20 protein-coding genes are annotated in these 23637 nt (G+C 71.7%); 5 read left to right on the plus strand and 15 right to left on the minus strand.

Features of this window, described 5'->3' with window-relative positions:
* Position 1: 1 nt before the first annotated feature.
* From ACWEPL_RS20055 to ACWEPL_RS20095, 9 genes are all read right to left on the minus strand, one after another.
* On the minus strand, positions 2–889 hold the full coding sequence (locus ACWEPL_RS20055; RefSeq protein WP_452437055.1) for a hypothetical protein: 888 nt from the start codon (positions 887–889) through the stop codon (positions 2–4).
* 28 nt (positions 890–917) lie between these two features.
* Positions 918–1817: a hypothetical protein gene (locus ACWEPL_RS20060; RefSeq protein ID WP_363977977.1), complete on the minus strand. Its 900-nt coding sequence runs from the start codon at positions 1815–1817 to the stop codon at positions 918–920.
* A gap of 34 nt (positions 1818–1851) precedes the next feature.
* Positions 1852–2763, minus strand: a complete 912-nt coding sequence (locus ACWEPL_RS20065) for a hypothetical protein (protein ID WP_452437056.1) — start codon at positions 2761–2763, stop codon at positions 1852–1854.
* Positions 2760–3080: a PadR family transcriptional regulator gene (locus ACWEPL_RS20070; protein WP_350723555.1), complete on the minus strand. Its 321-nt coding sequence runs from the start codon at positions 3078–3080 to the stop codon at positions 2760–2762. The genes ACWEPL_RS20065 and ACWEPL_RS20070 overlap by 4 nt, the downstream gene beginning before the upstream one ends.
* Before the next feature lie 77 nt (positions 3081–3157).
* Complete coding sequence (locus ACWEPL_RS20075) at positions 3158–5668, minus strand: glycoside hydrolase family 9 protein (protein ID WP_452437057.1); 2511 nt, start codon at positions 5666–5668, stop codon at positions 3158–3160.
* Between the two features lie 97 nt (positions 5669–5765).
* Complete coding sequence (locus tag ACWEPL_RS20080) at positions 5766–6359, minus strand: GNAT family N-acetyltransferase (protein ID WP_452437058.1); 594 nt, start codon at positions 6357–6359, stop codon at positions 5766–5768.
* Between the two features lie 22 nt (positions 6360–6381).
* On the minus strand, positions 6382–6585 hold the full coding sequence (locus tag ACWEPL_RS20085) for a hypothetical protein (RefSeq protein ID WP_452437059.1): 204 nt from the start codon (positions 6583–6585) through the stop codon (positions 6382–6384).
* Positions 6585–7211 (minus strand): APC family permease, encoded by a 627-nt coding sequence (locus tag ACWEPL_RS20090; protein ID WP_363977992.1) that lies wholly within the window; start codon positions 7209–7211, stop codon positions 6585–6587. The genes ACWEPL_RS20085 and ACWEPL_RS20090 overlap by 1 nt, the downstream gene beginning before the upstream one ends.
* Positions 7212–7251: 40 nt before the next feature.
* Positions 7252–7521, minus strand: a complete 270-nt coding sequence (locus ACWEPL_RS20095; RefSeq protein WP_452437060.1) for a GPP34 family phosphoprotein — start codon at positions 7519–7521, stop codon at positions 7252–7254.
* A 292-nt stretch (positions 7522–7813) separates the two neighbouring features.
* Between ACWEPL_RS20095 and ACWEPL_RS20100 the strand changes: the two genes are divergently transcribed.
* A complete protein-coding gene (locus tag ACWEPL_RS20100) occupies positions 7814–8608 on the plus strand; it encodes an N-acetylmuramoyl-L-alanine amidase (protein WP_452437061.1) in 795 nt (264 codons plus the stop codon).
* On the opposite strand, the gene ACWEPL_RS20105 is transcribed toward ACWEPL_RS20100, so the two are convergent.
* Entirely contained in the window at positions 8589–9248 is a 660-nt protein-coding gene (locus tag ACWEPL_RS20105; protein ID WP_350723546.1) for a TetR/AcrR family transcriptional regulator, read from the minus strand. The two genes, ACWEPL_RS20100 and ACWEPL_RS20105, sit on opposite strands and share 20 nt — an antisense overlap.
* A gap of 103 nt (positions 9249–9351) precedes the next feature.
* On the opposite strand from ACWEPL_RS20105, the gene ACWEPL_RS20110 reads away from it, so the two are divergent.
* Positions 9352–10452, plus strand: a complete 1101-nt coding sequence (locus ACWEPL_RS20110) for a serine hydrolase domain-containing protein (RefSeq protein ID WP_452437062.1) — start codon at positions 9352–9354, stop codon at positions 10450–10452.
* Positions 10453–10469: 17 nt separating this feature from the next.
* Here ACWEPL_RS20110 and ACWEPL_RS20115 read toward each other — a convergent pair whose 3' ends face one another.
* A complete protein-coding gene (locus ACWEPL_RS20115; protein WP_345000866.1) occupies positions 10470–10655 on the minus strand; it encodes a hypothetical protein in 186 nt (61 codons plus the stop codon).
* A 163-nt stretch (positions 10656–10818) separates the two neighbouring features.
* On the opposite strand from ACWEPL_RS20115, the gene ACWEPL_RS20120 reads away from it, so the two are divergent.
* Together ACWEPL_RS20120 and ACWEPL_RS20125 are read left to right on the plus strand one after the other, a co-directional pair.
* A complete protein-coding gene (locus ACWEPL_RS20120; RefSeq protein ID WP_452437063.1) occupies positions 10819–11760 on the plus strand; it encodes an NAD(P)H-dependent flavin oxidoreductase in 942 nt (313 codons plus the stop codon).
* Positions 11761–11899: 139 nt separating this feature from the next.
* Positions 11900–12718 carry an SAM-dependent methyltransferase gene (locus tag ACWEPL_RS20125; RefSeq protein ID WP_363978007.1) on the plus strand — a complete coding sequence of 273 codons (819 nt, stop codon included), beginning with the start codon at positions 11900–11902 and terminating at the stop codon, positions 12716–12718.
* On the opposite strand, the gene ACWEPL_RS20130 is transcribed toward ACWEPL_RS20125, so the two are convergent.
* The 3 genes from ACWEPL_RS20130 to ACWEPL_RS20140 form a co-directional block, all read right to left on the minus strand.
* Positions 12708–13280, minus strand: coding sequence for a hypothetical protein (locus ACWEPL_RS20130; protein ID WP_452437064.1), 573 nt, complete (start codon positions 13278–13280; stop codon positions 12708–12710). The two genes, ACWEPL_RS20125 and ACWEPL_RS20130, sit on opposite strands and share 11 nt — an antisense overlap.
* 33 nt (positions 13281–13313) lie before the next feature.
* Positions 13314–14456: an FAD-dependent monooxygenase gene (locus ACWEPL_RS20135; RefSeq protein WP_452437065.1), complete on the minus strand. Its 1143-nt coding sequence runs from the start codon at positions 14454–14456 to the stop codon at positions 13314–13316.
* Between the two features lie 67 nt (positions 14457–14523).
* A complete protein-coding gene (locus ACWEPL_RS20140; protein ID WP_452437066.1) occupies positions 14524–17691 on the minus strand; it encodes a BTAD domain-containing putative transcriptional regulator in 3168 nt (1055 codons plus the stop codon).
* Positions 17692–17941: 250 nt separating this feature from the next.
* Between ACWEPL_RS20140 and ACWEPL_RS20145 the strand changes: the two genes are divergently transcribed.
* Positions 17942–20491, plus strand: a complete 2550-nt coding sequence (locus ACWEPL_RS20145; RefSeq protein WP_452437067.1) for a M4 family metallopeptidase — start codon at positions 17942–17944, stop codon at positions 20489–20491.
* Here the strand turns inward: ACWEPL_RS20145 and ACWEPL_RS20150 are convergent.
* Positions 20488–23352 carry an ATP-binding protein gene (locus tag ACWEPL_RS20150; protein WP_452437068.1) on the minus strand — a complete coding sequence of 955 codons (2865 nt, stop codon included), beginning with the start codon at positions 23350–23352 and terminating at the stop codon, positions 20488–20490. The two genes, ACWEPL_RS20145 and ACWEPL_RS20150, sit on opposite strands and share 4 nt — an antisense overlap.
* Between the last annotated feature and the right edge of the window lie 285 nt (positions 23353–23637).

Genomic DNA, 23637 nt, shown 5'->3' on the forward strand with positions numbered 1-23637 from the left:
GTCACATGCCGAACTGGGCGCTGACCTGCCGTTGGACCGCCCATTCCTTCGGCAGGAAGGCAGGGTAGAAGTCCTTGCCGCACTCCAGGTCGTCGAGCGCCGCCTTGATCTCCTTGGCCAGGTATGGCCTGGCCTGCTCGGGGGTGAGCGTCGGCACGTAGTACATCGGCGGCTTGTCGTCCTCGGCAGGGGGAGCGACGTCGGGCACGTCGTCCATCTGCTCCCGGCCCAGCTTGTCCTGCTTGAGCTGCCACGTCTTCTGTCCTTGATCGGACATGGAGACCGGCGCGGTGTCGCCGACGGCGTAGCCCTTGCCCTTCAGGCAGGTGGCCATGGCGGTGGCCAGCTCGACCAGGTCGGGGTCGGTGTTGAGCTTGCCCTTGCGGGCCCGGACGGAGGCCTTGAACTGCGCGTCGTAGAAGTCTTCCGTCGACTTCAGCTTCAGGCCGAGGACCTTGTTGGCCGCCGAGACCTGGCAGGCGTCCATCGCCTTCCGGTACGCCTGCAGCTGCGCCTTGGAGAGCGATGACTGGATCTTCCCGTTCGGGTTGCTCTCGGGGCCGCCGGCCTGGATGTTGAAGGTGTCAGGGTAGATGTACTCGGCGAAGACCCCGAAGCCGTATTTTTCGCGATATTTCCGCATTGCCTGGTAGTTGCCAGAAGCGCGGCTCTTGTCATCCTCGGTGCCCGGCTTGTGCGGCGTCACGTACGCGACGTACTTGAAGCCTTTCTGCTTCATGCAGTCCGCCTTGGCCGCCTCGAGCTGAACCTCCTTGCCCTCGGCGGTCGAGCCGGGCGTGGGCGCGGCGCTCTCGGCGGCGCCCCCGCAGCCGGAGAGCGCGGCCAGGGCCAGCAGGGCGGTGGCGGTCACGGTGAGTCTGGTGAGCATGGCGAAGTCCGTCCTCCGATCCTGGGTGTCAGTAGGCGAACTGGGCCCTGACCTGCGTGTCGATCGCCGACTTGCGCGGTGTGAAGACCGGGTAGAAGTCCTTGCCGCACTCCAGGTCGTCGAGCGCGGCCTTGATCTCCTTGGCCAGGTAGGGCCGGGCCTGCTCGGCGGTGAGCGACGGCATGTTGATCGGCTGGCTCTCGCCCTTCTTCGCCGGAGGCGCGACATCGGGCACGCTGTCGTCCTGCTCCCGGCCCACCTTGTCCTGCTCCTTGAAGAACGCGTCCTGGCCGCGCTTGGCCATGGCCGTCGGCCCGGTGTCGGTGACGGCGTAGCCCTTGCCCTTCAGGCAGGTGGCCATGGTGCCGGCCAGCTCCACCAGCTTGGGGTCGCTGTCGAGCGTGGCGGCGGTCGCGCGCTTCCTCGTCAGGGCTATCTGGTTGTAGTAGTCGAGGCTCGACTTCAGGGTCACGCCGAGGACCTGCTTGCCCGCCGTGACCATGCAGGCGTCCTTGGCCTTGTGGTAGGCGCCCAGTTGAGCCTCGGAGAGCGCCTCTTGGATCTTCATGTTCGGGTCTTGATGGGGGCTTTCCCTCTGGGCAGCCGGGGCGTTCATCTCCTTGGGGTAGATGAACTCGGCGAAGACCCCGAAGCCGTATTTTTCGCGATATTTCTTCATGGCCTGGTAGTCGCCCGCGTCCCGGCGGCGGTCCTCGTCGCTCTGGGGCTGCTCCGGCTTCACCCACGCGACGTACTTGAAGCCCTTCTGCTTCATGCAGTCGGCCTTGGCCGCTTCGAGCTGGTGCTTCTTGTCCTTGGCTGCCGCCGCCGCGCTGGGGGAGGGCGGGGCGGCGGTCTCTGCGGCGCCCCCGCAGCCGCAGAGGACGGCCAGGGCGAGCAGCGCGGTAGGCAGCGTCTTCCTCGTCATGGCGGGAGACCATACTCCGTTTAACGGAGCATGGTCAATCCAGACAGTGCCGCCGCCTCCGGAACGGCACGGAGGCGGCCCCGAGGGCCAGCACGGCCAGCACGCCCCAGTAGGCCAGGTGCTGCCTGGTCAGGGAATCGGCGTTCATGGACAGCTCGACCGATCTCACCAGCAGGTAGATGCCCGACGCGAGCGCCCACCGGTGGTCGCGCGCCAGGTAGCAGCCCGCTACGGCCAGCCCGAACACCGCCGCCTCCGTCGCCAGCCGGCTCAGGCTGAGCGGGTACCAGGTGCCCTCCTCCATCCATTGGGGGCCCGCCCACGCGACGGCCACCACGGCCGCCGGCCACCACCATGACCGGATCCGCGGCGTCTCCCGCCTTCTCGCCATGAGCACCAGCAGCCCGAGCAGCACCACCGCGTACCCGAAGGCCACGGCGAAGGGGCTGCTGTCCTGGAACAGGGCACGCCCGGTGAGGACCGACGGGTACACCGGCATCAGCGTCGGCTCGAACATCTGCCAGCCACCCGCGACCGCGACCGCCTTCACGCCCGCGACGAGCGTGAGCGGGAACGCCACCGGCAGCCGTCCGCGCAGGACGGCCAGCAGCGCGAGCGCCGACAGCAGCGTCCACAGCGGCACCGCGCCCGCGTAGGGGAGCAGCGCCGCCAGGTTCGCGGCAGCCACGGCCGTGATGCCCAGGTGCAGGCCGTCCTCCCACGCGCTGCCCGTCGCCAGGTGGACGATGCGGCTGCGCACGCCGCCCACCAGCAGGCCCCACGCCTCCTTGGGCACCGGGACGTTCCTGCCGGGGCCGGCCGACTCCAGCAGGATGTCGACCAGCTCGTCGCCGTGCGCCGCGCGATACTGCCTCGGGTATGCCCGCAGTAACCGGCGGTAACGCCGTTCGAGGGACGTCATGGGCTGGGGCACGGTGGCGGTCATGTGATGGGGCGCAGCACGAGGGAGGCGGCCTCCTGCATGCGCCTGGCCTCGGCCTCGACCAGGGTCCGTCCCTCGTCGGTGATCCGGAAGTAGCGCCTGTTCCGGCCGTTGACCGTCTCCTCCCGGTCCACGGTGATCACACCGCGCTCGTTCAGGCGCTCCAGGATGCCGTAGAGGGTGCCGACCGACGGCTGGACCCGGCCGCTTGACAGTTCTTTGATCGACTTGCTGATCGCGTGGCCGTGCAGCGGGCCGGCGCGTAGGGCGGCGAGCACGAAGAACATCGGCTCGCTGACTTCTGAGGTTCCCCTGGGCATGGCCCAGATTATTCCGTTCAACGGAGCGTCCGCAACGCCCGGCGGCCTCTCGCGGAGAGGCCGCCGGGCTGGCGGGGTCATCCGCAGCGCTCGCCGTTCAGGTGGAAGACCTCGGGGGACGGGTTGGGGCCCGAGGGGTTCGTGGCCACGAAGCCGAACGTCACGGACCTGCCCGGCTTGATCTTGCCGGAGCTCGTGGCCGTCACCACCGAGCCGGACTGCGACAGCGCCGCGCCCCAGTCCTGCCGGACGCGCTGGCCGCCGGGGAAGGACCAGCGCAGGGCCCAGCCGTCCACGGTCTGCCTGCCGGTGTTCTCGATCACGATCTGGCCGGTGAACTGGCCCGAGCCGTGCGCGGTGTAGCGCACCCGGCAGTCGGACCGCCCGCTCTTGTCGGCCAGGAACGCGGAGACCCAGGCCAGCGGGGAGTTCCAGTTGATGGTCAGCTCGTTCGTCGCCCACGACTCGATGTCGTCGATGTAGCAGAACTGCGGCTTGCAGCCCTTCAGCAGCCGCTGCGCGAGCGGGTCCTGGATGCCGGAGTTCGGGCCGCCGGCCAGCGTGCCGCGCGGCGGGTTGGGCAGCGCCGGGTCGAGCTGGTGGGAGTACCAGCGGCTGTGCTGGTTGTGCGAGGCCACCTCGCCGTAGCCGGTCACGTACGAGTGGTTGAGCGCGTTACGGCCGAGAATGTAGTCCATGCCCTCGCGCACGGCCGCCCGGTACTTCTCGTGGCCGGTCAGGTCGTACGCCGTGGCCAGGACGACCAGGTTGTTCAGCACCAGGTTGTTCGAGCCCCAGTCGAAGTCCGGCGGGTTGTACGGCAGCCCGTACGGGTGCGCCCGCTGGACCGCCAGATACTTCTCGGCCCCCTCGACCACGGACTGCCGCACCCGCGCCCGGTCGGGGAGCGCGTTAGGCACCGTGGCCAGGTCGAGGCGGCCGAGCTGGGCGGTGTTGCCCCAGTCGAAGCCCCGGTCACGCCAGATGTCGCCCGTGTGGTGCGGCGAGGCCAGCACGAAGTCCTTGAACTCCCTCTCGCCCGTCGTGATGAACAGCTCCGCCGCCGCCCAGTAGAACTCGTCGCTCACGTCGGCGTCGTTGTAGGCGCCGCCGCCGGTGCCGTCGTTCGGGTCGGCGTACCTGGCCGGGTTGGCCTTGGCCGCGGCCCACGCCCTGCGGGCGGCCTTGAGGTTCCTGGCCGCGAACGCCGGGTCGTACGGGGCGAACAGCCTGGCCGCCTGGGCCGCCGTGGCCGCGAGGTTGAGCGTGGCGGCCGTGGAGGTGGGGTGCAGCTCGCGCGGCTGCGGGTCCAGGTGCGGCAGCAGCGGCAGGCCCGTCCAGCTCCGGTCGTGGATCTTGTGGTGGGCCATGCCCGCGAACGGCTTGCCCTCCGGCACCTGCATGCTCAGCAGGAACTCCTGCTCCCAGCGGGCCTCGTCCAGGATGTCCGGCCTGCCGTTGCCGCTCTCCGGGATGGCGAGCTGGCCGTCCTTGAAGGCCGCCCTGTCCCGCTCGTACGCGGCCATGAGCTGGTAGACCGAGATGCCGCCGTTGACGACGTACTTGCCGTGGTCGCCGGCGTCGTACCAGCCGCCCTTGACGTCGAGGGAGTAGTCGCAGACGCCGGGCTGGCAGGGGACGCTCACGTCGCCCTGGTTCGGCGCGACCCCGGCGTGCCCGGCGGGCCGGCCGTAGCCGGGCCTGAGGCTGTCGAGGATCTCGATGCCGCTGCGCTGGGTGTAGTAGAACTTCAGCGCGTCCGTGGGGAGCTGGTCGTAGATGTCCGCGGCGATGTCGAACGGCCGGCTCGTCTCGCCGTCGGCCGTCAGCGTGTAGTCCTTGCCGGGCTTGCGGTAGGAGCCGAAGTCGAGCGTGTGCACGTTCTGGCCGGAGCTGGCGTCCACGCCTCTGGGGGTGGTCCGGCCCTTGGCGACCGTCTGCTTGTCGGCGTTCCTGAGCTCCCAGTCCAGGGCCGTGGTCGCGGAGGTGACCACGGTGGCGTTCTTGGGGCCCTGGGGGAGGTAGCCGACCATGTTCACGCGGACGCGCGGGCCCGTGTCGGGCTCGTACACCTCGGGTTCGGCGCCGCCTTTGAGCGACACGTTGTCCATGCAGAACCTCCATGGCTCGGCGCTGCCGCCCAGTTGGAAGACGACCTGGGAGTTCGGCAGCGACACGGGGGCGGTGAACGTGTAGGAGTGGTCGTTGCCCGAGACGCTCAGCTCCGGGTTCGCCGACAGGTACTGCGTCCACGGGTCCACCGGGAGCTGGATCAGCGCCTTGCCGACCTTGGCGGGGGTCGCCGAGGCGCTGAACCGGTACGCGTACGTGTCGCCCGCCACCAGCGGGATGTCGTTCTGGCCGATGATCACGTCCCACGGGTTGGCGGTGCCGCCGGGGATGTCGGCGCAGAGCCGGCCCGCGTCTATGGCGAGGGCGGTGTTGCCGGTGCTCCACCAGGGGGCGGTTCCGGAGTCGAAGGTGCCGTTCACGATCTGCTCGGGTCCCTCGTCGGCCAGTGCCGTCGTGGCGGGGGACAGGGCGACCATGGTGAGGAGGGCCAGTAAGGCGGCCCGGCTTCGGGTCATGGAGGTCCTCAGGGGTTGGGAGCGCTCCCAATCGGAGCCCTCCGATCCTCCTTTCCCGTCGCCGTCCCGTCAACGGCCTGCGGAAACTCTGAAACTTTCAGGCGGGACGGCGCATCGGCCAGAACAGCGTCCCGTCCGGCAGCGCGAACGGCTCGCTCTGCCGGTAGCCGTGGCGCACGTACAGGTCGCGGTTGCGCGGGTCGCTGGCTTCCAGGTACGCGGGCACGCCGCCCAGCCGGGCGTGCTGGTAGCGCAGCAGCGCCGAGCCGAGCCCCTCGTTCTGGCGGTCCGGGTGCACCGCCAGGAAGGCCAGATGGTGGTACGGCTCCGCCGGATGGTTCGCCTCGAACAACTCGTCGAGCACGCGGAAGCGCTCGACCCATTCGCCCGTCGTCTCGGCCAGGCGGCGGTCGTAGTCGAGCGGCTCGGGCAGCGGCGCGGTGCGCGGGAACCAGACCGACACCGCGGGCCCGTCGTCGATGAGGTGGATCTCCCCGTGCTCGACGGCGTGGTCGACGAGGATCCGGAAGTTGGCGGTCATGACCCGGTGCCGCTCCCTGCGCTCCGGCACGAGGTAGTGCACCACCCTCAGCCCGGAGAACGCGGTCGCGATGAGCTCCGCCACCCGTCCCGCGTCGTCCGCCGTCGCGTGACGGATGACCGGCCGCATCGCCCACGTCTGCTGTTTCATCGCCCAGGCTCCTCTCGTTCTGTCAGCTGCCGTCCTGGGCGGTCGCCGCCTTGGCGCCCATTCCGACCAGTGAGTAAACGGCGGGTTGTCCGGCACGCAGGATGAACGCCCAAATCACCCCAATTACCGCAGTTACCCCGTAAACACCGGGCAGAATCCAGGTCAACGGATCACTCTCGGGTACGTTGAGCAGTGCGGCGAAGTTCGTCACCGCCAGCCAGACCATCACGGCCAGCGCGAGCGCGGCGGGGCGCCCGGCGACAGCGTCTCCATCGAGAACCCGGAGGCCGCCGGGTGGGCCAGGTCCGCGAAGTCGAACAGCAGGATGACCGCCACCTCGGCGGTCAGCAGCACGGCCAGCAGGCGGCCGTTCACGTCCACCCGCATCAGGCCCAGGACCGCGACCAGCGCCCACGCGACCAGCGCGACCAGCCACCAGGGCGGCGTGAGGCCCAGCCAGCGCTCCAACAGCGGCGTGGCCGCCGTCCCGAACGCGCCGTACAGGCCCACCTGCAGCGCGTTGTACGCGATGAGCGCCACCCAGGCGGCCGCGATGCCCGCGGGCCGGCCCAGGCCGCGGCTGATGTAGGTGTAGAACGCGCCCGCGTTGGCCATGTGGCGGGCCATCGCCACGTACCCGACCGCGAAGACCGCCAGCACCACCCCGACCACCAGGAACGCGACGGGCAGCCCGGTGATCCCGGTGACCGCGTACGCGGTGGTGACCACGCCCGCGACGACGGTGAGCGGCGCCGCGGCGGAGAGCACGAAGTAGACGACCGAGGGTGCGCCCAGCCGGTCGGCGGCGAGCGCGCCGGCGACGAGGTCGGGCCCGGACTTCACGGGAAGCATCGGATTCCTCCGGGGGTGGGGGGTGTTCAGGTGCGGTAGGTCACAACCGCGCGCCCACGTCATCGACTGAGCGCTGCGCCAGATACGCCAGCCACGTGCGCACGTCGGTGTGGTGCGGCGAATCCCCGATATCGGCCAGCACCCGATTGGTCACTTTGTCCATGACGTCCTCGGAGTCGATCACGTCGAGCCGCACGCCGCGCACGGCGATTCTCTGGTGCAGCACGAGTTCGCCGATCAGGGCCCCGCCAGGCCGAGTGCGATGCCGTGCACGTGGAGGCGGGGTTTGCCCGTGCCGGTCGTGTCCCATGAGACGAGGAAGAAATCATCGGCAAGCACCTTGAATCGGTCCGCTCACTATCGCCTTAAAAGGACAACCCGCTTTCGGCCGGCGGCGTTCGGCCGCCAGCGGAAATGTCTACCAAGAACGTGATCGCCCGGGTAGGACCATTTATCCCTAAGTCCTGAAAAATGGTGATTTTGGGTAAAGTGCCAGATAAAAAATGAGGAATTCTCGAGTGTCGGAAAGCCGTGCTGCGACACGAACGCGCAGGTCAGGCGGGTCTTGGGTTTGCCCTGCGGCAGCCGGTACGGTCGGGATCATGTGCGCGTACCGGACCGGATTCGTGGCGGTCGTCACGCTGGCCGCGCTGACCACGGCGTGCGGCACCGCCGTGCCTGTTTCGCAGGAGGCGGCGCTGCCCGCGGCACCGTCCGCGAGCCGGACGCCGGCCGCAGGCGCGCTCGCGGGCAAGATCGTGGTGATCGACCCCGGCCACAACGGCGGCAACGCCGCGCACCCCGCGGAGATCAACCGCCAGGTCGACATCATCACCGGCAGGAAGCCCTGCAACACGACCGGCACGCAGACCAACGCCGGATACCCCGAACACGCCTTCACCTGGGACGTCGCCGGCCGGCTCAGGCCGATCCTGGAGAAGATGGGCGCCAAGGTCGTGCTGACCAGGCCCGACGACAAGGGCGTCGGCCCGTGCGTCACCGAGCGGGCCGCCATCGGCAACGAGGCCAGGGCGGACGCGGTCCTGTCGATCCACGGCGACGGCGCCGCGCCGAGCGGGCACGGCTTTCACGTGATCATGCCGGGGCTGGTCTCCGGGCACAACGACCAGATCATCAAGCCGTCCCGGCGCCTCGGGGCGGACATCAGGAACGCCTACCGGGACGGCACGGGCCTGCCGTACGCCACCTACACCGGCGTGGACGGGCTGCAGACCCGCACCGACCTGGGCGGGCTCAACCTCTCCGTGCGCCCCGCGGTGTTCATCGAGTGCGGCAACATGCGCAACCGCGGCGACGCGGCCAAGATGTCCGACCCCGGCTTCCGCGAGCGCATGGCCGTGGCCCTGGCCGCCGGGCTCAGGAAATATCTGACCTAGCCCTGCCGGTCGGGGAGGCCCCGTACGCGCGCAGGAACGCGGCGACGGCGGACTCGGAGAGCCGTTCGAGGTCGGCCTCCGTGTAGTGGTCGCCGCCGCCCCAGAACATGACCTTGTTCACCGGGACCCACAGCAGCAGGCCCACGAAGTGCTGGGCGATCAGCTCGGGGTCGTCCGGGCGGAGCAGGCCACGGGTGGCCAGGCGGTCGAAGGCGGCGGCCAGGGTCTCCAGCGAGCGCTCGAAGCCCTGCTGGTACCAGGTGCGGCCGAGGTCGGGGAACCGGTCGGCCTCGGCGATCACCAGCCGGCGCAGGCGGAGCACGTCGGGCCGCATGAGCGCGCCGAGGAACTGGCGGGCCAGCTCGCCCAGGTCCTTCGCCAGGTCCTCGCTGTCGTCGAGCGCCGCGGTGATGAGCTTGGCCAGCCCTTCGACCTGGGTCGTCGTGTCGAGGATGATGCTCGTGAACAGCTGCTCCTTGTCGGTGAAGTGCTTGTAGACGGTCTGCTTCGAGACCGACGCCAGCGCCGCCACCTCGTCCATGCTCGCGCCCACGTAGCCGTTGCGCAGGAACACCGGCCGGGCCGCATCCATGATCTGCCTGCGCTTGCGTGCCGTGCGGCCGTCCTCTTCCGGTGCCATGCCCATCCCTTCGCCCTTCGACGAGAACACAGTACTAGACAGTTCCGTACTTATGTGGGTACGGTACCGTCTAGTTCCACCGATGAAAAGGACAGAGCAGGACATGAGTGATCTTCAGCAGCAGGTGCAGGAAGCCGCCGACGGGCTCGTCGAGTCAGGCGCGGAGCGCGGGCTCCAGGTGGCCGTCTATCGTGACGGCGTCCAGGTCGTGGATGTGGTGGCGGGCGTGGCCGACCCCGGGACCGGGCGGCCTGTCACGGCTGACACGCCTTTCTACAACTTCTCGATCGGCAAGGGCGCCACCGCGACCGTGGCTCATGTGCTGGCCGAGCGAGGGCTGTTCGGTTACGACACCCCGGTGGCGGAGCTGTGGCCGGAGTTCGGGCGGCACGGCAAGCAGGGCGTGACCGTACGCCACGTGCTGTCGCACACGGCGGGCGTGCCGGGGGTGCCGCTCGACACCACGCCTGAGGACGTCTGCGACTGGGACAAGATGGTCGCCGCGCTGGAGGACGCCGAGCTGTGGTGGGAGCCGGGCACGAAGGTGGGCTACCACGCGTACACGTTCGGGTTCCTGGTCGGCGAGATCGTCCGGCGGGTCACCGGCAAGCCCATCTCGCAGGTGCTGCTGGAGGACGTGGCGGGCCCGCTGGGGGTGGCCGACGAGCTCTACTTCGGGATGCCGGAGACCGAGCACCACCGGCTGGCCAGGCTGGAGGATGCGCCGGTGGACCCGGCGGCGTGGGGCGAGATGCCGGCGGACCTGCCGATGTTCAAGGCGGGGCCGATGACGCTGATGCCGACCGCCGAGCTGGGCAACCGCGGCGACTACCTGTCCTCCGACATCCCCGCGGGCGGCAAGACCTCGGCCCGGGCCATCGCGCGGATGTACGCCGCGCTGCTCGGCGAGGTGGACGGGACGCGGCTGATCCCGTCCGGCCGGCTGCGCGAGGCGACGGCGGTGGCCTCCAGCGGGCTCGACGAGGTGTTCGGCATGCCGACGACCTGGGGGCTCGGGTACGGCATCGGAGGCCCCGGCTCGACCGCCGAGGCGAGCCCGACGGTGTTCGGGGTGCCCGGGGCGGGCGGCAGCGCGGCCTGGGCCGACACGGCGACCGGCACCGCGTTCGCGCTCACCAAGAACCGGCTCACCAACGACTTCGCGGCCGCGAGCCTGATCGGCGGCATCGTGGCCGGTGCCTAGAACCTCCGGCCCGCCGGTCAGCCGTCGCGGCAGAGGGGCTTGCCCCCGACCACACAGGCGATGTCGTCGAGTTGGCAGCTGAGCAGGGTGCCGTCCATGCCGAGCACGAGCACGAGGTCGCGCCTGGAGGGATGTGCCAGCATGACCCTGCCGACCACGCCATTGTCCAAGATCACGGTCGGGCGGCCTGCCGCGTTGTCCATGCCCTCGTGACTCCTCTCCGCTGCGGAACGAAAGCCGTTCCCCACCAGGATGCACAGGTGTGTGCCGCGAGCGCATCGGTCATCCGGCTGTATTTTCCGGTCCGGGGGTCGGGAAGGCCGTGGAAGACTGGTCTCAACAGGGGTTTTCTATGGGGAGATGACCTTGCGCACATGGCTTACCGAACGGTTCGGCCTGGCGGTGCCCGTGGTGGGGGCGCCGATGGCGGGGGTGGGCGCGGGCCGGTTGGCCGCCGCCGTCTCCGAGGCGGGCGCGCTCGGCATGATCGGGGTCGCCGCCGCGGCCACGGGTGAGTGGATCACCAAGGAGGCCGCCGTCGCGGGCGGCGGTCCGTACGGGATCGGGCTCATGGCCTGGGCGCTGGCCGGCAACCCGGCCCAGTTCGACGCCGTGCTCGAGCTCCGGCCCACGATCGTCTCCGTGAGCTTCGGGCCGTACGCGCGTTATGTGGAGGAGCTCCGGCAGGCGGGCGTCACGGTCGTCACCCAGGCGGGCACGACCGACGAGGCCCGCGCCGCCGAGCAGGCCGGGGTGGACGCGGTCGTGGCGCGCGGGGCCGAGGCGGGCGGTCACGGGCGCGACGCGGTGGGCACGCTGCCGCTGCTGCAGAGCGTGCTCGACGCGGTGAGCGTCCCGGTGCTCGCGGCGGGCGGCATCTCGACCGCGCGCGGGCTCGCCGCCGTGCTGGCCGCCGGCGCCGCCGGGGCCTGGGTGGGGACGGCCTTCATGGGATGCGCGGAGACGGCCCTGTCGGAGACGGCCACCGAGCGCCTGCTGGCGGCCGAGGAGACGGGCACCGCGTACGGGCGGGTCTTCGACATCGCCCAGCGCCTGGACTGGCCGCCCGAGTTCGGCGGGCGGGCGCTGCGCAACGCGTTCTTCGACCGGTGGGCCGGGCGGGAGGACGAGCTGGCCGCGGACGACGACGCCCCGGCCCGGCAGGCGGCGGCGCGGGCCGAAGGTGACTTCGACACGGCCTGCATCTACGCGGGGCAGGCCGTGGGCATGGTGCGCGAGCGGCGCACGGTGGCCGACGTGGTCGCCGGCTTCGCCGCCGCCGAGGAGCTCCTGGCTCGCTTCTCCTGATCGGCGGGGCAGGGCAGAACCTGTTCTGTTCGGGCTGCCCGTCCGGCTTGAGGTTGCCTGCGTAATCTGCCCTATTACGTGCGGGACTGCCGAGTAGTATGGCGTTCGGAGTCGCACGCGTGGAAGGAGACGGCCCCCAGTGACCGAGCTAGAACGCGTTCCGCCCGGAGTGGACCCGACGGTTCCCAGCTCCGCCCGGGTGTACGACTATCTGCTCGGCGGCAAGGACCACGTCGCGGTCGACCGGGCAGTGGCGGAGAAACTCCTCGCGGTCGCCCCGGACACCCGTCTGGTCGCCAGGGCCAACCGCAGGTTCCAGGTCGAGGCCGTCCGCCATCTGGCGAAGCAGGGCCTGCGGCAGTTCATCGACCTGGGCACCGGCATCCCGACCTCGCCCAGCATCCACGAGACCGTCCGCTCGGTGAACCCGGCCTGCCGGGTGGTCTATGTGGACTATGACCCGGTGGTGCGGCTGCACGCGCAGGTGCTGCTCGCCGACTCGCCGGGTGTCGCCAGCATCCAGGCCGATCTGCGCCGCCCCGAAGACGTGCTCTCCGACCCCAGCGTCACCGGCCTGATCGACTTCGAGCAGCCGGTGTGCGTGCTGATGGTCGGGGTGCTCCACTACGTCATGGACGAGGAGGACCCCGGCGGCATCGTGGCCGCCTTCAGGAAGCGCATGGTGCCGGGCAGCTGTCTGGTGGCCACCCACGGGATGGCGGAGAGCGCCCCCGAGGCGATCGCCCAGCTCACGATGGCGACGGCGGGCACCCCCGCGCAGGCGCGGTTCCGGACGCGGGACGAGGTGCTGGAGTTGTTCGACGGGTTCGAGCTGATGGAGCCGGGCCTGGTGCCCGTCCAGGACTGGCACATCGGCGACGACGAGCCCCACATCCCCCTTCTGGACGGCCCCCCGCAGCTGCGCATCGACGGCGGGGTCGGCCTGCTCAGAGCTTGATCCCCTTGATGATCTTCGACAGCTCGGGGACGAGGGGCGTGCTGGCCATCACGGTGACGACGACTCCCTTGCGCTCGACCCATCCCGCGTACCGGCCGTCGCCGAGCGCGCCGTCGCCCTCCTGGGTGAGCACCTGACGGCCGCCGATCTTCACGGTCTCGGTGTCGCCGGAGAACGTCCCCATGTCGAACGGCCCGTTCTTGAGCTGCGCCGGCTTGCTCGCCTTCGGCCAGCACACGATCCTGACCCAGAGTGAGCGCTGCTTGATGTCCGCGTTGGGGCGGTCGTCCCCCCACTGGTAGCCGTACTCGCTGATGCCGTCGTGCTTGCTGATGACGACCCCGCCGTACGTGAAGCCCTTCGGGATGTAGTTGACGCGGACCCCCTTGATGGCGGTGGCGCCCCTGGCCGGCTGGTCGACGTTGCTGTCGCCCGACCGCTTCACCTCCGCCTTGGTCGGAACGGGGCAGGTGGGGCGCTCCGCGGCCTGGGCGGGGAAGGCGATCAAGACCGCGGCGACGGGCAGCACGGACAGGGCGGCAAGCTGCTGAATCTTGTTCATGTGTGGGTTGGATGCGGTCGATGCGCGAAAGGTTCAGTACTCCTTCAGCGTGATGTCGTTCGCGAACTTGTCGGTCATCTTCATCATCCAACCGAGCAGGAAGCCGTACTTGAACATCCAGTTCCGCATCCGGATCCCCTTCCTGGTGCGGGGGGCGAGGAAGGGGCCCGCGTTGCCGTTCTTGGCGACCTTGGCGTATCCGCGCATCTGCTCCTCGTACTGCGCGAAGGCCACGCGGTGATCGCCGCCGGCCCGCTTGAGCTCGCCCGCGAGCACGTACGCGCCGACCGCGGCCAGGCCCGTGCCGAAGCCGGCCAGGGTGTTGCCGTACGCGGCGTCGCCGAGCAGCACCACGCGGCCCTGGCTGTAGCGGTCGATGGTGACCTGGCTGAGGGAGTCGAGGTAGACGTCCGGGGAGCGGCGCACCGCCTCCATGAGCGCCGGGCCCTGCCAGCCCATGCCCGCGTAGGCGCGGGTCAGCAGGTCCTTCTGCTGCCGCATGTCGTACCGGTCGTAGTCGAGGCGCTCGGAGGCGAAGACGAAGAACGCGGGCGCCTTCGGCCCGCCGACGGCGGCCATCCTGCCGGGCTCGTTGTACATCTTCGCGACCGTGCCGAACTCCCCCTCGACGTCGACCAGGGCGTAGTAGTAGCCGAGGTGCTTCACGTAGTCGGCCTCGGGGCCGAAGGCGAGGCGGCGGACGTTGGAGTGGATGCCGTCCGCCCCCACCACCAGGTCGAACGTGCGGGGGGCGGAGCGTTCGAAGGTGACGTGCACGCCACCGGGGGTCTCGGTGAGCGAGGTGATCGAGTCGCCGAAGACGTACTCGCAGCTCGCGGCGGTGCGTTCGTAGAAGACCCTGGACAGGTCGCCGCGCTTGATCTCGATCTCGCCGCCGGTGAACTCGCCGGGAATGACCGTCAGCTTGTGGCCGTCCGCGTCGACGATCACCTGGTCGCTGCCGCCGGTCTGGAGTGCCTCGATGTCCTTGAGCACCCCCATGCGGGTCAGGACGGTGCGGTGGGTGTGGCCCTTGAAGTCGACGGCCTGGCCGCCGGGGCGCAGCGACGGGGCCTTCTCGACGACGGTGACGTTGAAGCCGTAGCGGGAGAGCAGGAGGGCGAGGGCGGGGCCGCCGATGCTGGCGCCGGAGATGAGGACGTTGGTGTTCTTCATGTCCGTCAGCTTCGCGAGCGCCGCTGACAGCGGGGCGACTACCGGCTGACAGCCGGGGCGGACCCCGTCAGCGGCTGGGTCGGCGGCTGGGTCGGCGGTCCGGGCCCGGGGTCTCGATCAGGGTGGCGAGCGCGTCGTCCCTGCTCATCGATGCTCCCTTGGAGTACGCCGCCGCGAATCCCGCGGGCCCGAGGACCTCCGTGGCGGCGGCGGCGATCCTGGCGACGTCCCGATCCCCGGCCACGGCCATGCCGCGCAGCGCCACCCCCACACCCAGCAGCACCGCCGCCCGCTCCGCCGGTCCGCTGCCCGCCGCCGCGCCGTCCAGCTGCCGGCCCGCCGGGTCTTCCGTGGCGTCCAGCAGGCACTGGCCCGCCAGGCCTTCCACGGCGTCGGCGAGGTCGGTGGTCAGCGGCGAATTCAACGTCATGGCCAGCGCCTCCGCGTGCCGGCGCGCGGCCTCGGGGGCGTCGCCGGTCGCCTCGGCCAGGCGGCCGAGCGCCGTCAGCACGTGCGACCTGGCCCCGTGGGCCTGGAACAGGCCGATCTCGGAGGCGGCGAACGCGGCCTCCAAGTGGCGGGACGCCCCCGCCAGGTCACCCTCCAGGCGGGCCATCTCGCCCAGCCGCAGACCCACCCATGCCGTCTGTTCCGGCCGCCCGAGCCGGCGCGCCAGCTCCCCGGCCCGCTCGCAGTCGGCGCGGGCGGCCGGAGCGTCACCGGCCCGCCAGTGCGCCTCGGCGCGCCGGTGCAGCACGTCCACCAGCTCCTCCATCGCCCCGAGCTCTTCGAGCAGGCCGACCGCTTCCTGCCACAGCCCCATGGCGCGTCCCCACTCGCCGCGCCAGCTCGCGATCAGCCCGAGCCAGTCGAGCCCCTGTGTCTTGCCCCAGCGCTCACCCAAGGCGCCGAACTCCGCGACCATCGACTCCAGGCCCCGCTCCGCGCCGGCGACGCCGCCGCCGCTCAGCAGCTCCAGCAGTGCGCCGCTGAACCGTCCGAGCGCCTTGCTCCAGGGATCGGACCCGATCACGTGGACGGCGGCCGCCTCCCCGGGCGGGGGCGGCCCCGCGAGCATCCCCCACAGGGCCGGGCCGAACCGGGACCGCATCGGCCGGTCCAGCGAGCCGATGACCGTCCGGGCCTGCTTCCAGTGCGGGGAGTCGGCGCGGGGTACGGCGTGCAGCACCACCAGCACGTACTCCTCGGCCAGTTCGGGCCCTGTCGCGTCGAGGAGGCGCACGACATGCGGGGTCGCCTCCCCCCGCCGCCCGCTGAGCCACCAGTACATGGCCAGCGCCGACACCAGCCGCGCCGCCCCCGGCGGGTCGTGCTCGACGCCCCACCGCAGCGCCGCCTGCAGGTTCGCGTTGTCGGCCGAGAGCAGGGCCAGCCACCGGAGCTGCCCGGCGCTGTAGAGGTGCCCGTCGGCGCGGCGCGCGAACTCCAGGAACCAGGCGGCATGGGCCGCTCTCAGCCGGTCCTCCTCGCCCGCCTCCGCCAGCCGCTCCGCGCAGAACAGGCGGATGGTGTCGAGCATGTGGTAGCGCTCGCCGTCGGTCTCGACCAGCGACTTGTCCACCAGATCGGCCAGCAGGTCGGCGCTGTCCGCGCCGCACACCCGTTCCACCGCCTCCAGGCTCGCACCCCCGGCGAACACGGAGAACTGCCTGGCCAGCGCCTGCTCCTCGGCGTCGAGCAGGCTCCAGCTCCACTCCACGATGGCGTGCAGCGTCTGGTGGCGCATGGGGGCGGTACGGTCGCCGCGCGACAGCAGCCTGAACCTGTCGTGCTCGGCCAGCCGGGTGGCGATCTCCTCCACGCCGAACGTGCGCATCCGGGCCGCCGCCAGCTCGATGGCCAGCGGCAGGCAGTCCAGCGCCGCGCAGATCCGCAGGACGGCGTCCAGGTTGCCGGGCCCGACCGCGAACTCCTGCCGCACCGCCGCCGCCCGTTCGGCGAACAGCGTGACGGCCGGGTCGGTGGGCAGGGGCGCCAGGGGGACCAGGTGCTCGCCGGTGATGCCCAGCGGCTCCCTGCTCGTGGCCATGATCATCAGGTCGGGGGCGGCGGCGAGGAGGCGGCGGGCCAGCGTGGCGACCTCGGCGAGCACGTGTTCGCAGTTGTCCAGGACGAGGAGGAGGTCCTGTTCGGCCAGCGCCGCCACCAGGCGTTCGGTGGGGTCGGGGAGCCCGTGCAGCGCCGACTCGCGCAACCCGAGCGCCGCCAGCACCGCCCCCGCCACCTGCCCGGTCCCGTCCACCAGCGACAGGTCCACGAAACACGCCTCCCGGGCACGTCGCACCGCACCCCCGTCAGCGGAGGTCGTGCCCGGGGGTTGGAGGCGGGTGGTGGCTTCGATGGCCAGGCGGGTCTTGCCGATGCCGCCGGGGCCGACGAGCGTCACCAGGCGGACTCCGCTCAGGGCGGCCAGCCGTGCGAGCTCCTCCTCCCGCCCGACGAGCCGGTTCAGCTGGGCCGGCGGCGCGACCCGCCGGACCTGGTGCCGCTCGGCGCGCAGGATGTCCAGGTGCAGGGCCGCCAGCTCGGGTGAGGGGTCGGTGCCGAGCTCGTCGGCGAGCAGGCGGCGCGTCTCGTCGAAGACCGTCAGCGCCTCGGACGGCCGCCCCGCCGCCTCCAGCGCGCGCATCAGCAGCCCGCGTGGCCGCTCGCGCAGCGGATGCGCGGCCACCAGGTCCTGCAGCGCGGCCACCGGGCTGCCCTCGGGCAGGCCCAGCTCGGCCTCCATCAGGTCCTCCATGGCCGACACCCGCAGCTCCTCCAGCCGGAGCGCCTGCGGCCCCGCGAACGGCGCGTCGGCCACGTCCGCGAGCGCCGGCCCCCGCCACAGCTCCAGGGCCTCCCTCAGCGAGGAGGCGGCTCCCGGGAATCGACCGGCCGCCAGCAGCCTGCGCCCCTCGCGGGACAGCCGCTCGAACCGGTGCGCGTCCACGTCGTCCGGCGAGACCGCCAGCCGGTATCCCGCCCCGTGGAACTCGATCAGGCCGGCCGGCAGGCTCCGCCTGAGCCGGGAGATCTGCGCCTGGATGGCGTTGGCGGCCTCCGTGGGCGGCCGGTCGCCGTACTGGCCGTCGATGAGCCGTTCGACGCTCACCATGCGCCCGGCGTCGAGCAGCAGCAACGCGAGCAGGGCACGCGGGCGCGGACCGCCGATCGCCAGGGGCTCGCCACCGGGGGAGCGCACCTGGAGCGGGCCCAGGATGCCGAATTGCACGCCCCGATTGTCCCCCAACTGAGCAGTTGAAACGGAATTATCGGTATACCTACCGATGCGTATACGTATTTCCCAGTCGGGAGTGACCGTTTAGCGTCGCGGCATCAAGGCGCAACAGCACTGCTAGCTTCCACCCCCCAATCTCCCTGCAATCCCGCCGCCGAGGCGATCCCCGTGCGGCGCGCGGGCCGTCGTGCGCTCACGAAGCGCGCCGACCCCGAGGGAGATCTTCGAAAGGAGCAGCACAGCCGTGAAACGCAAAGCCTTACTCGCGGCGGTCGTCGGCGTGGCCACGGCCACGACCCTGGCGTTACAGACGCCGCCCGCGAACGCCGCCCCTCCGGGAGCCGCACCGCAGCAGCAGCAGCAGACGGCGCGCGTGAGTGACCCCGCCTCGCTCGCCGCACAGGTGGCCGACAAGGCCGTCTCCAGCCAGCTCGACGAGCTCACCCGGGGCCCCGACGAGGCCTACAGCCGCGTGGCGGTCACCCCGGGCGCGGCCGACATGTTCTACGTGTCGTACGAGCGCACCTACAAGGGCCTGCCGATGGTCGGCGGCGACGCCGTCGTGGTCACCGACGCGGCGGGGAACGTCCGGGACACGGTCGCGGCGACGGGCCCGACCCCGGGTGACGTGCCGACCAGGGCCACGGTCAGCGCCGCCAAGGCCACCGAGGTCGCCAGGACCAAGCTCTCGCGCGTGGACGACACCGCGGCGCCCCGCCTGGTCGTCCTGGCCTGGGGCGAGAAGCCGAGGCTGGCCTGGGACGCCATGGTCAGCGGCATTTCCGACGGCAAGCCGAGCATCCAGCACGTGTTCGTGGACGCGCGTACCGGTGAGATCGCCGACTCGTACGACCTCGTACGCGCCGGCACCGGCAACGGCTACTACTACGGCCAGGTCACCATCGGGACGAGCGGCTCCGGCAGCTCGTACTCGATGACCGACACGTCCAGGCCCGGCATCCAGTGCGGCGGCCAGAACGGCAGCGCCTACACCGGCACCGACGACGCGTGGGGCAACGCCTCCGGCACCAACCTGGAGACCGCCTGCGTGGACGCGCTCTACAGCGTGCAGCGCGAGTGGGACATGCTGCGCGACTGGCTGGGCCGCAGCGGCATCAACGGCAGCGGCCGCGGCTTCCCCGCGCGGGTGGGGCTCGCCGACGTGAACGCCTACTGGAACGGCAGCTACACCAACTTCGGCCACAGCCAGGACAACGCCCGGCAGGCGACCCCCATCGACGTCGTGGCGCACGAGTTCGGGCACGCGATCTTCCAGACCACCCCGGGCGGCGCCGGATCGGGCAACGAGAACGGCGGCATCAACGAGGGCACCGGTGACATCTTCGGCGCGCTCACCGAGGCGTACGCCGCCAACCCGAACGACCCGGCCGACTACCTGGTCGGCGAGGAGGTCGACCTGGTCGGCGACGGGCCGATCCGGAACATGTACAACCCGAGCGCGCTCGGCGACCCGAACTGCTACTCCTCCTCGATCCCGAGCACCGAGGTGCATGCGGCGGCGGGCCCGCTGAACCACTGGTTCTACCTGCTGGCCGAGGGCAACAACCCCGGCGGCGGCAAGCCGTCCAGCCCGATCTGCTCCGGCGGCCCCTCGTCGGTCACCGGTGTCGGCATCCAGAACGCCGGCAAGATCTACATGGGCGCGCTGGCCCGCAAGACCTCGTCCTGGCGCTACACGAACATCCGCGCCGCCTCGGTCGCGGCCGCGATCGAGCTGTTCGGCGCCAACAGCGCCCAGTGCAACACCACCAAGGCGGCGTGGAGCGCGGTCAGCGTGGCGGCGGCCTCGGGCGAGCCCGCGTGCGGCACCTCGACCAGCGACTTCTCGATCTCGCTCAGCCCGACCTCCGGCAGCGCGGCTCCCGGCGGCTCGGCGACGGCCACGGTCGGCACGCAGACCACCTCCGGCAGCGCCCAGACCGTGACCCTGAGCGCGTCCGGGCTGCCCAGCGGCACCACGGCGAGCTTCAGCCCGTCGTCGGTGACCTCGGGCAACTCCTCGACGCTGACGCTCTCGGTCGGCTCGTCGACGGCGGCGGGCACGTACAACATCACCGTCACGGGAACCGGCTCGACGTCGCACACGGCGACGTACGCGCTCACCGTCAGCTCGAACCCGCCGACGCGTGACTTCTCGATCTCGCTCAGCCCGACGTCCGGCACGGTGCAGGCGGGCTCGGCGGCCACGTCCACGGTCAGCACGGCCACCACGGCGGGCACCGCGCAGACGGTGAACCTGTCGGCCAGCGGCCTGCCGACCGGCGCCACGGCCGCGTTCAACCCGGCCTCGGTGACCTCGGGCGGCTCGTCCACGCTGACGATCTCGACCGCGCCCACCACTCCGGCCGGCAGCTACACCGTCACGGTGACGGGCACCGGCGTGACGGGCACGCACACGGCGACGTACGCGCTGACCGTCCAGACCACCTCCGGCGGCCGGACGTTCACCAACGACACCAACTATCCGATCACCGACTTCAACAACACCCAGAGCTCGATCACCTCCACCGCGACGGGCACCGCGACCTCACCGGTCCGGATCTCGATCACGATCAGCCACACGTGCGCGGAGGACCTCGACATCTGGGTACGCGGGCCGAGCGGCACCTGGTACGCGGTCGACAGGTACGGCGGCACGACCTGCACGCAGTACGGCACCAGGACGTTCTCCGTCCCGGTGAGCCAGCAGGCGGCGGGCACCTGGGTGCTCGACATCGAGGACGTCTACGCCGGTGACACCGGCTTCATCGACTCCTGGAGCATCACCGTCTAGCTCTCCACGAGCCCCGGCCGGTCGTCCGGCCGGGGCTCCCGCACGTCCGCCCTCGTCCGCACGCCGAGCTTCTGCAGCACCCTGGCCACGTGGGTGTCCACCGTGCGGCGCGAAAGGAACAGCACCTCCGCGATCTCCCGGTTCGTCCGGCCGAGCGCGACCAGCCTGGCCACCTCGCTCTCCCGGGGTGACAGCACCCCGCTGCGGCCCCGCCGGCCCCTGCGCCGCGCCCCGGTCGGATCGATCTCGCGCAGCAGGTGGCGGCAGCGGGCCGCGTCGTGGGTGGCGCCGAGCGCCGCGTACCGCTCGCCCGCGTCGGCGACGAGGTCGGCGGCCCGCGCCCGGTCGCCGAACGCGAACCGCGCGACCGCTTCGGCCTCGGCCGCCCGCGCCGCGCCGTACGGCCGCGGCATCGCCTCATACGCGCTCCGGGCCCTGGCGTGGTGGCGGGCCGCCTCCTCCGCGTCCTGGGCCAGTGCCCCTCTGGCGGCGTCCAGCCCGGCCTCCGCGGACGGCGCGTTCCTGCCCTCGATCCCCGCCGCGAACTCCGCCACCAGATCCGCCGCCGCGCCCCGCCTGCCCGCCTTGAGCAGTGCGAGGACGGCGGCCGGCACGAGCTGGTCGCCCCACACCCACACGCCCTTGCGCCGGAGCCTGCCGACCGCCAGATCGGCCTCGCGCAGCGCCGACTCCGGGGAGTCGCGGGTCAGGTGCAGCTCCACCAGCCCGCCGGAGGCCGCCGCGGCGACGGGCAGGAAGCCCGAGTCCAGGTCGCGCACGCCGGCCGCCTCCAGGTGCTCGCCGGCCTCGTCCCACTCGCCCCTGGCCAGGGCCAGCATGCCGAGCGTCAGCCGGGCGTCCACCGCCAGCAGCGGCGCCTCGAAGCTCATCTCGACGGCGGCGACGGCCCGCTCGCGCAGCCCCTTCCAGCGGCCGGTCAGCAGGTCGAGCCGGATCGATGACATCTCCAGCAGGAACTCCGGGTAGAGCGCGCCGGTCTCCTCGGCGATGCGCCTGCTCTGGTCCGCGAACCGCTCGGCCGCCGCGTAGTGTCCGAGCGCCACCGCGGCGTCGTACAGGTTGGAGTAGCCGCGTGCCACCTGGCGGCGCACGGCCGGGGCCGGGTCGTTGACCGGCAGCTCCCCGACCAGCTCGAAGGCGTCGGGCGCGCCGATCAGCATAGCGAACGTGACCTTGTTGACCAGCACGGCGGCGGTCAGCTCGGGGTCGCGGTCGTCGAGGAGCTTCTCCGCCTGGACCATCCACTCCTGGTGCATGGAGAGCGGCTCGCCGCCCCACGCGGGCATCGCCAGCAGGGCCAGCCCCCGCGCGGCCAGGCTGGGGCTGTCGTGCAGGTCGGGGAGCGCGGCCAGGATCTCCTGGCGGCCGGCGGCGACCGCGCCCGCCTGGTTGGACAGGAGCACGCCCAGGTTGAGCCGGGCCTGGCCGCGTACCTGCGGGGACAAGAAGTCGTCCGACAGCAGGTGGCGCAGGATGCGTACGACGCGGCGGTGGGACAGGCCGATGGCGGCGACCCTGCTGAGCCTGAGCGCCAGCGGGCCGCGGGCGTCGTGGGGGAGCTTGGGGTCGGCGAGCAGCCCTTCGAGCACCTCGACGGCGAGCGGGATGTCGCCGAGCGCGGCGGCGTGGTCGGCGGCGGCGGCGCCGTGGCGCTGCCAGGCCGTGTAGTCGCCGGCGCGGCGGGCGTGGTGGGCGAGCTGGACGAGGGGCGGCAGGTCGAGCCCGGACAGCGCGGTCATGGCCCGGTGGTGGATCTGGCGGCGCTCGGGGCCGGGGATCGTGTCGTAGACGGCCTGCTGGGCGAGGGTGTGGCGGAAGCCGTACTGGCCGTCCTTGTGCTCGAGCAGCACGCCGGCCTCCAGCGCCTGGCCCAGCCCGGGTTCGGACGGGGTGGGCGCGGAGACGGCGGCGATCAGGGTCTCGTCGGCGGGCAGCCCCAGGACGGCGGCGGCGCGCACGATGCGCAGCGCGGCCGGTGACAGCCCGGCGAGCCGTTCGGCCATCGCCTCGCGCAGCAGCAGCGGCACGGCCATGCGGTCGAGCGCGTCCGGCTCGGGTAAGCGGCCCTCGTCGTCGAGCAGCGAGCGCACCACCTCCTCGATCACGAACGGCACGCCCGCGGTGCGTTCGTGCAGCCGGGCGGCGAACTCGGGGGTCGGCGCCGACCGGCCGAGCAGCGCGCCGGTGAGGCTGCGCACGCCCTCGACGTCGAGCGGGGTCAGCGAGATCACCTCGCCGCGCACCCCGGGAGTCCGCCGGTACGCGTGCCCGAACGGCAGCCCCGGCACCGGCAGCTCCTCCCGCCGGAACGTCACCACCAGCGCCAGCCCGTCGGGCGGCTGGTCGGTGAGGAAACGCAGCAGGTCACGGGTGCCGTCGTCGGCCCAGTGCAGGTCCTCCACGACGAGGACGACGGGACCGGCCGCGGCCAGCAGCGCGTGGACGGCCCGGAACAGCCGGTGCCGCTCGGCCCGCGGGTCGTCGAACGCCGGCGGCGAGGGGGCGGGCGGGAGGTGGCCGGCCAGCTCGGGCAGGTGGCCGCGCAGGACGCCGGTGAGCGGGCTGAGCCGGTCCTGGGGCGGGAGCGCCGGGGCGACGTCCCGGAGCGCGTCGAGCACCGGGCCGTACGGGAGCGGCTCGCGGATCTGGTGGCAGTGGCCGAGCAGCACGGTTCGCCCGCTTTGACGCAGGGGGTCGATGGCCGCTCTGACGAGCCTGGTCTTGCCGATGCCCGCCTCGCCCTGCACCTGGATGACGGAGGGGGGCTCCGCGATGGCGCCGGTGAGCAGCCGCAACTGGGTGTCGCGCCCGACCAATGCGGGAGAAGCCGCGCTTGCCATCGGGGTCTCCGTAACAGTGCAGGTTTACTCCCTTTGTCGGAATCCGTTATCCACTACGTGGGACCCTTGGTCAACCCTCCTTCCCGCCGTAGAGGGTTGCCGTCCCTTTGGGGAGAGGGAGAGCCGAGGGGGTTGCCGTCCCTTGGAGGAGGGACAGTCGTGAAGGTTGCCGTCTCTTGGGGGAGGGACAGCCGTGGGGGTCGCCGTGCCTTCGGGGAGGGCGCTGTCCTTGGCGGAGGGCCGTTGGGGAGAGCAGGCGAGCGCCCGCCCCGCGGTGCTCGGTCG

The sequence above is a fragment of the Nonomuraea sp. NPDC004186 genome (genome assembly GCF_053603495.1).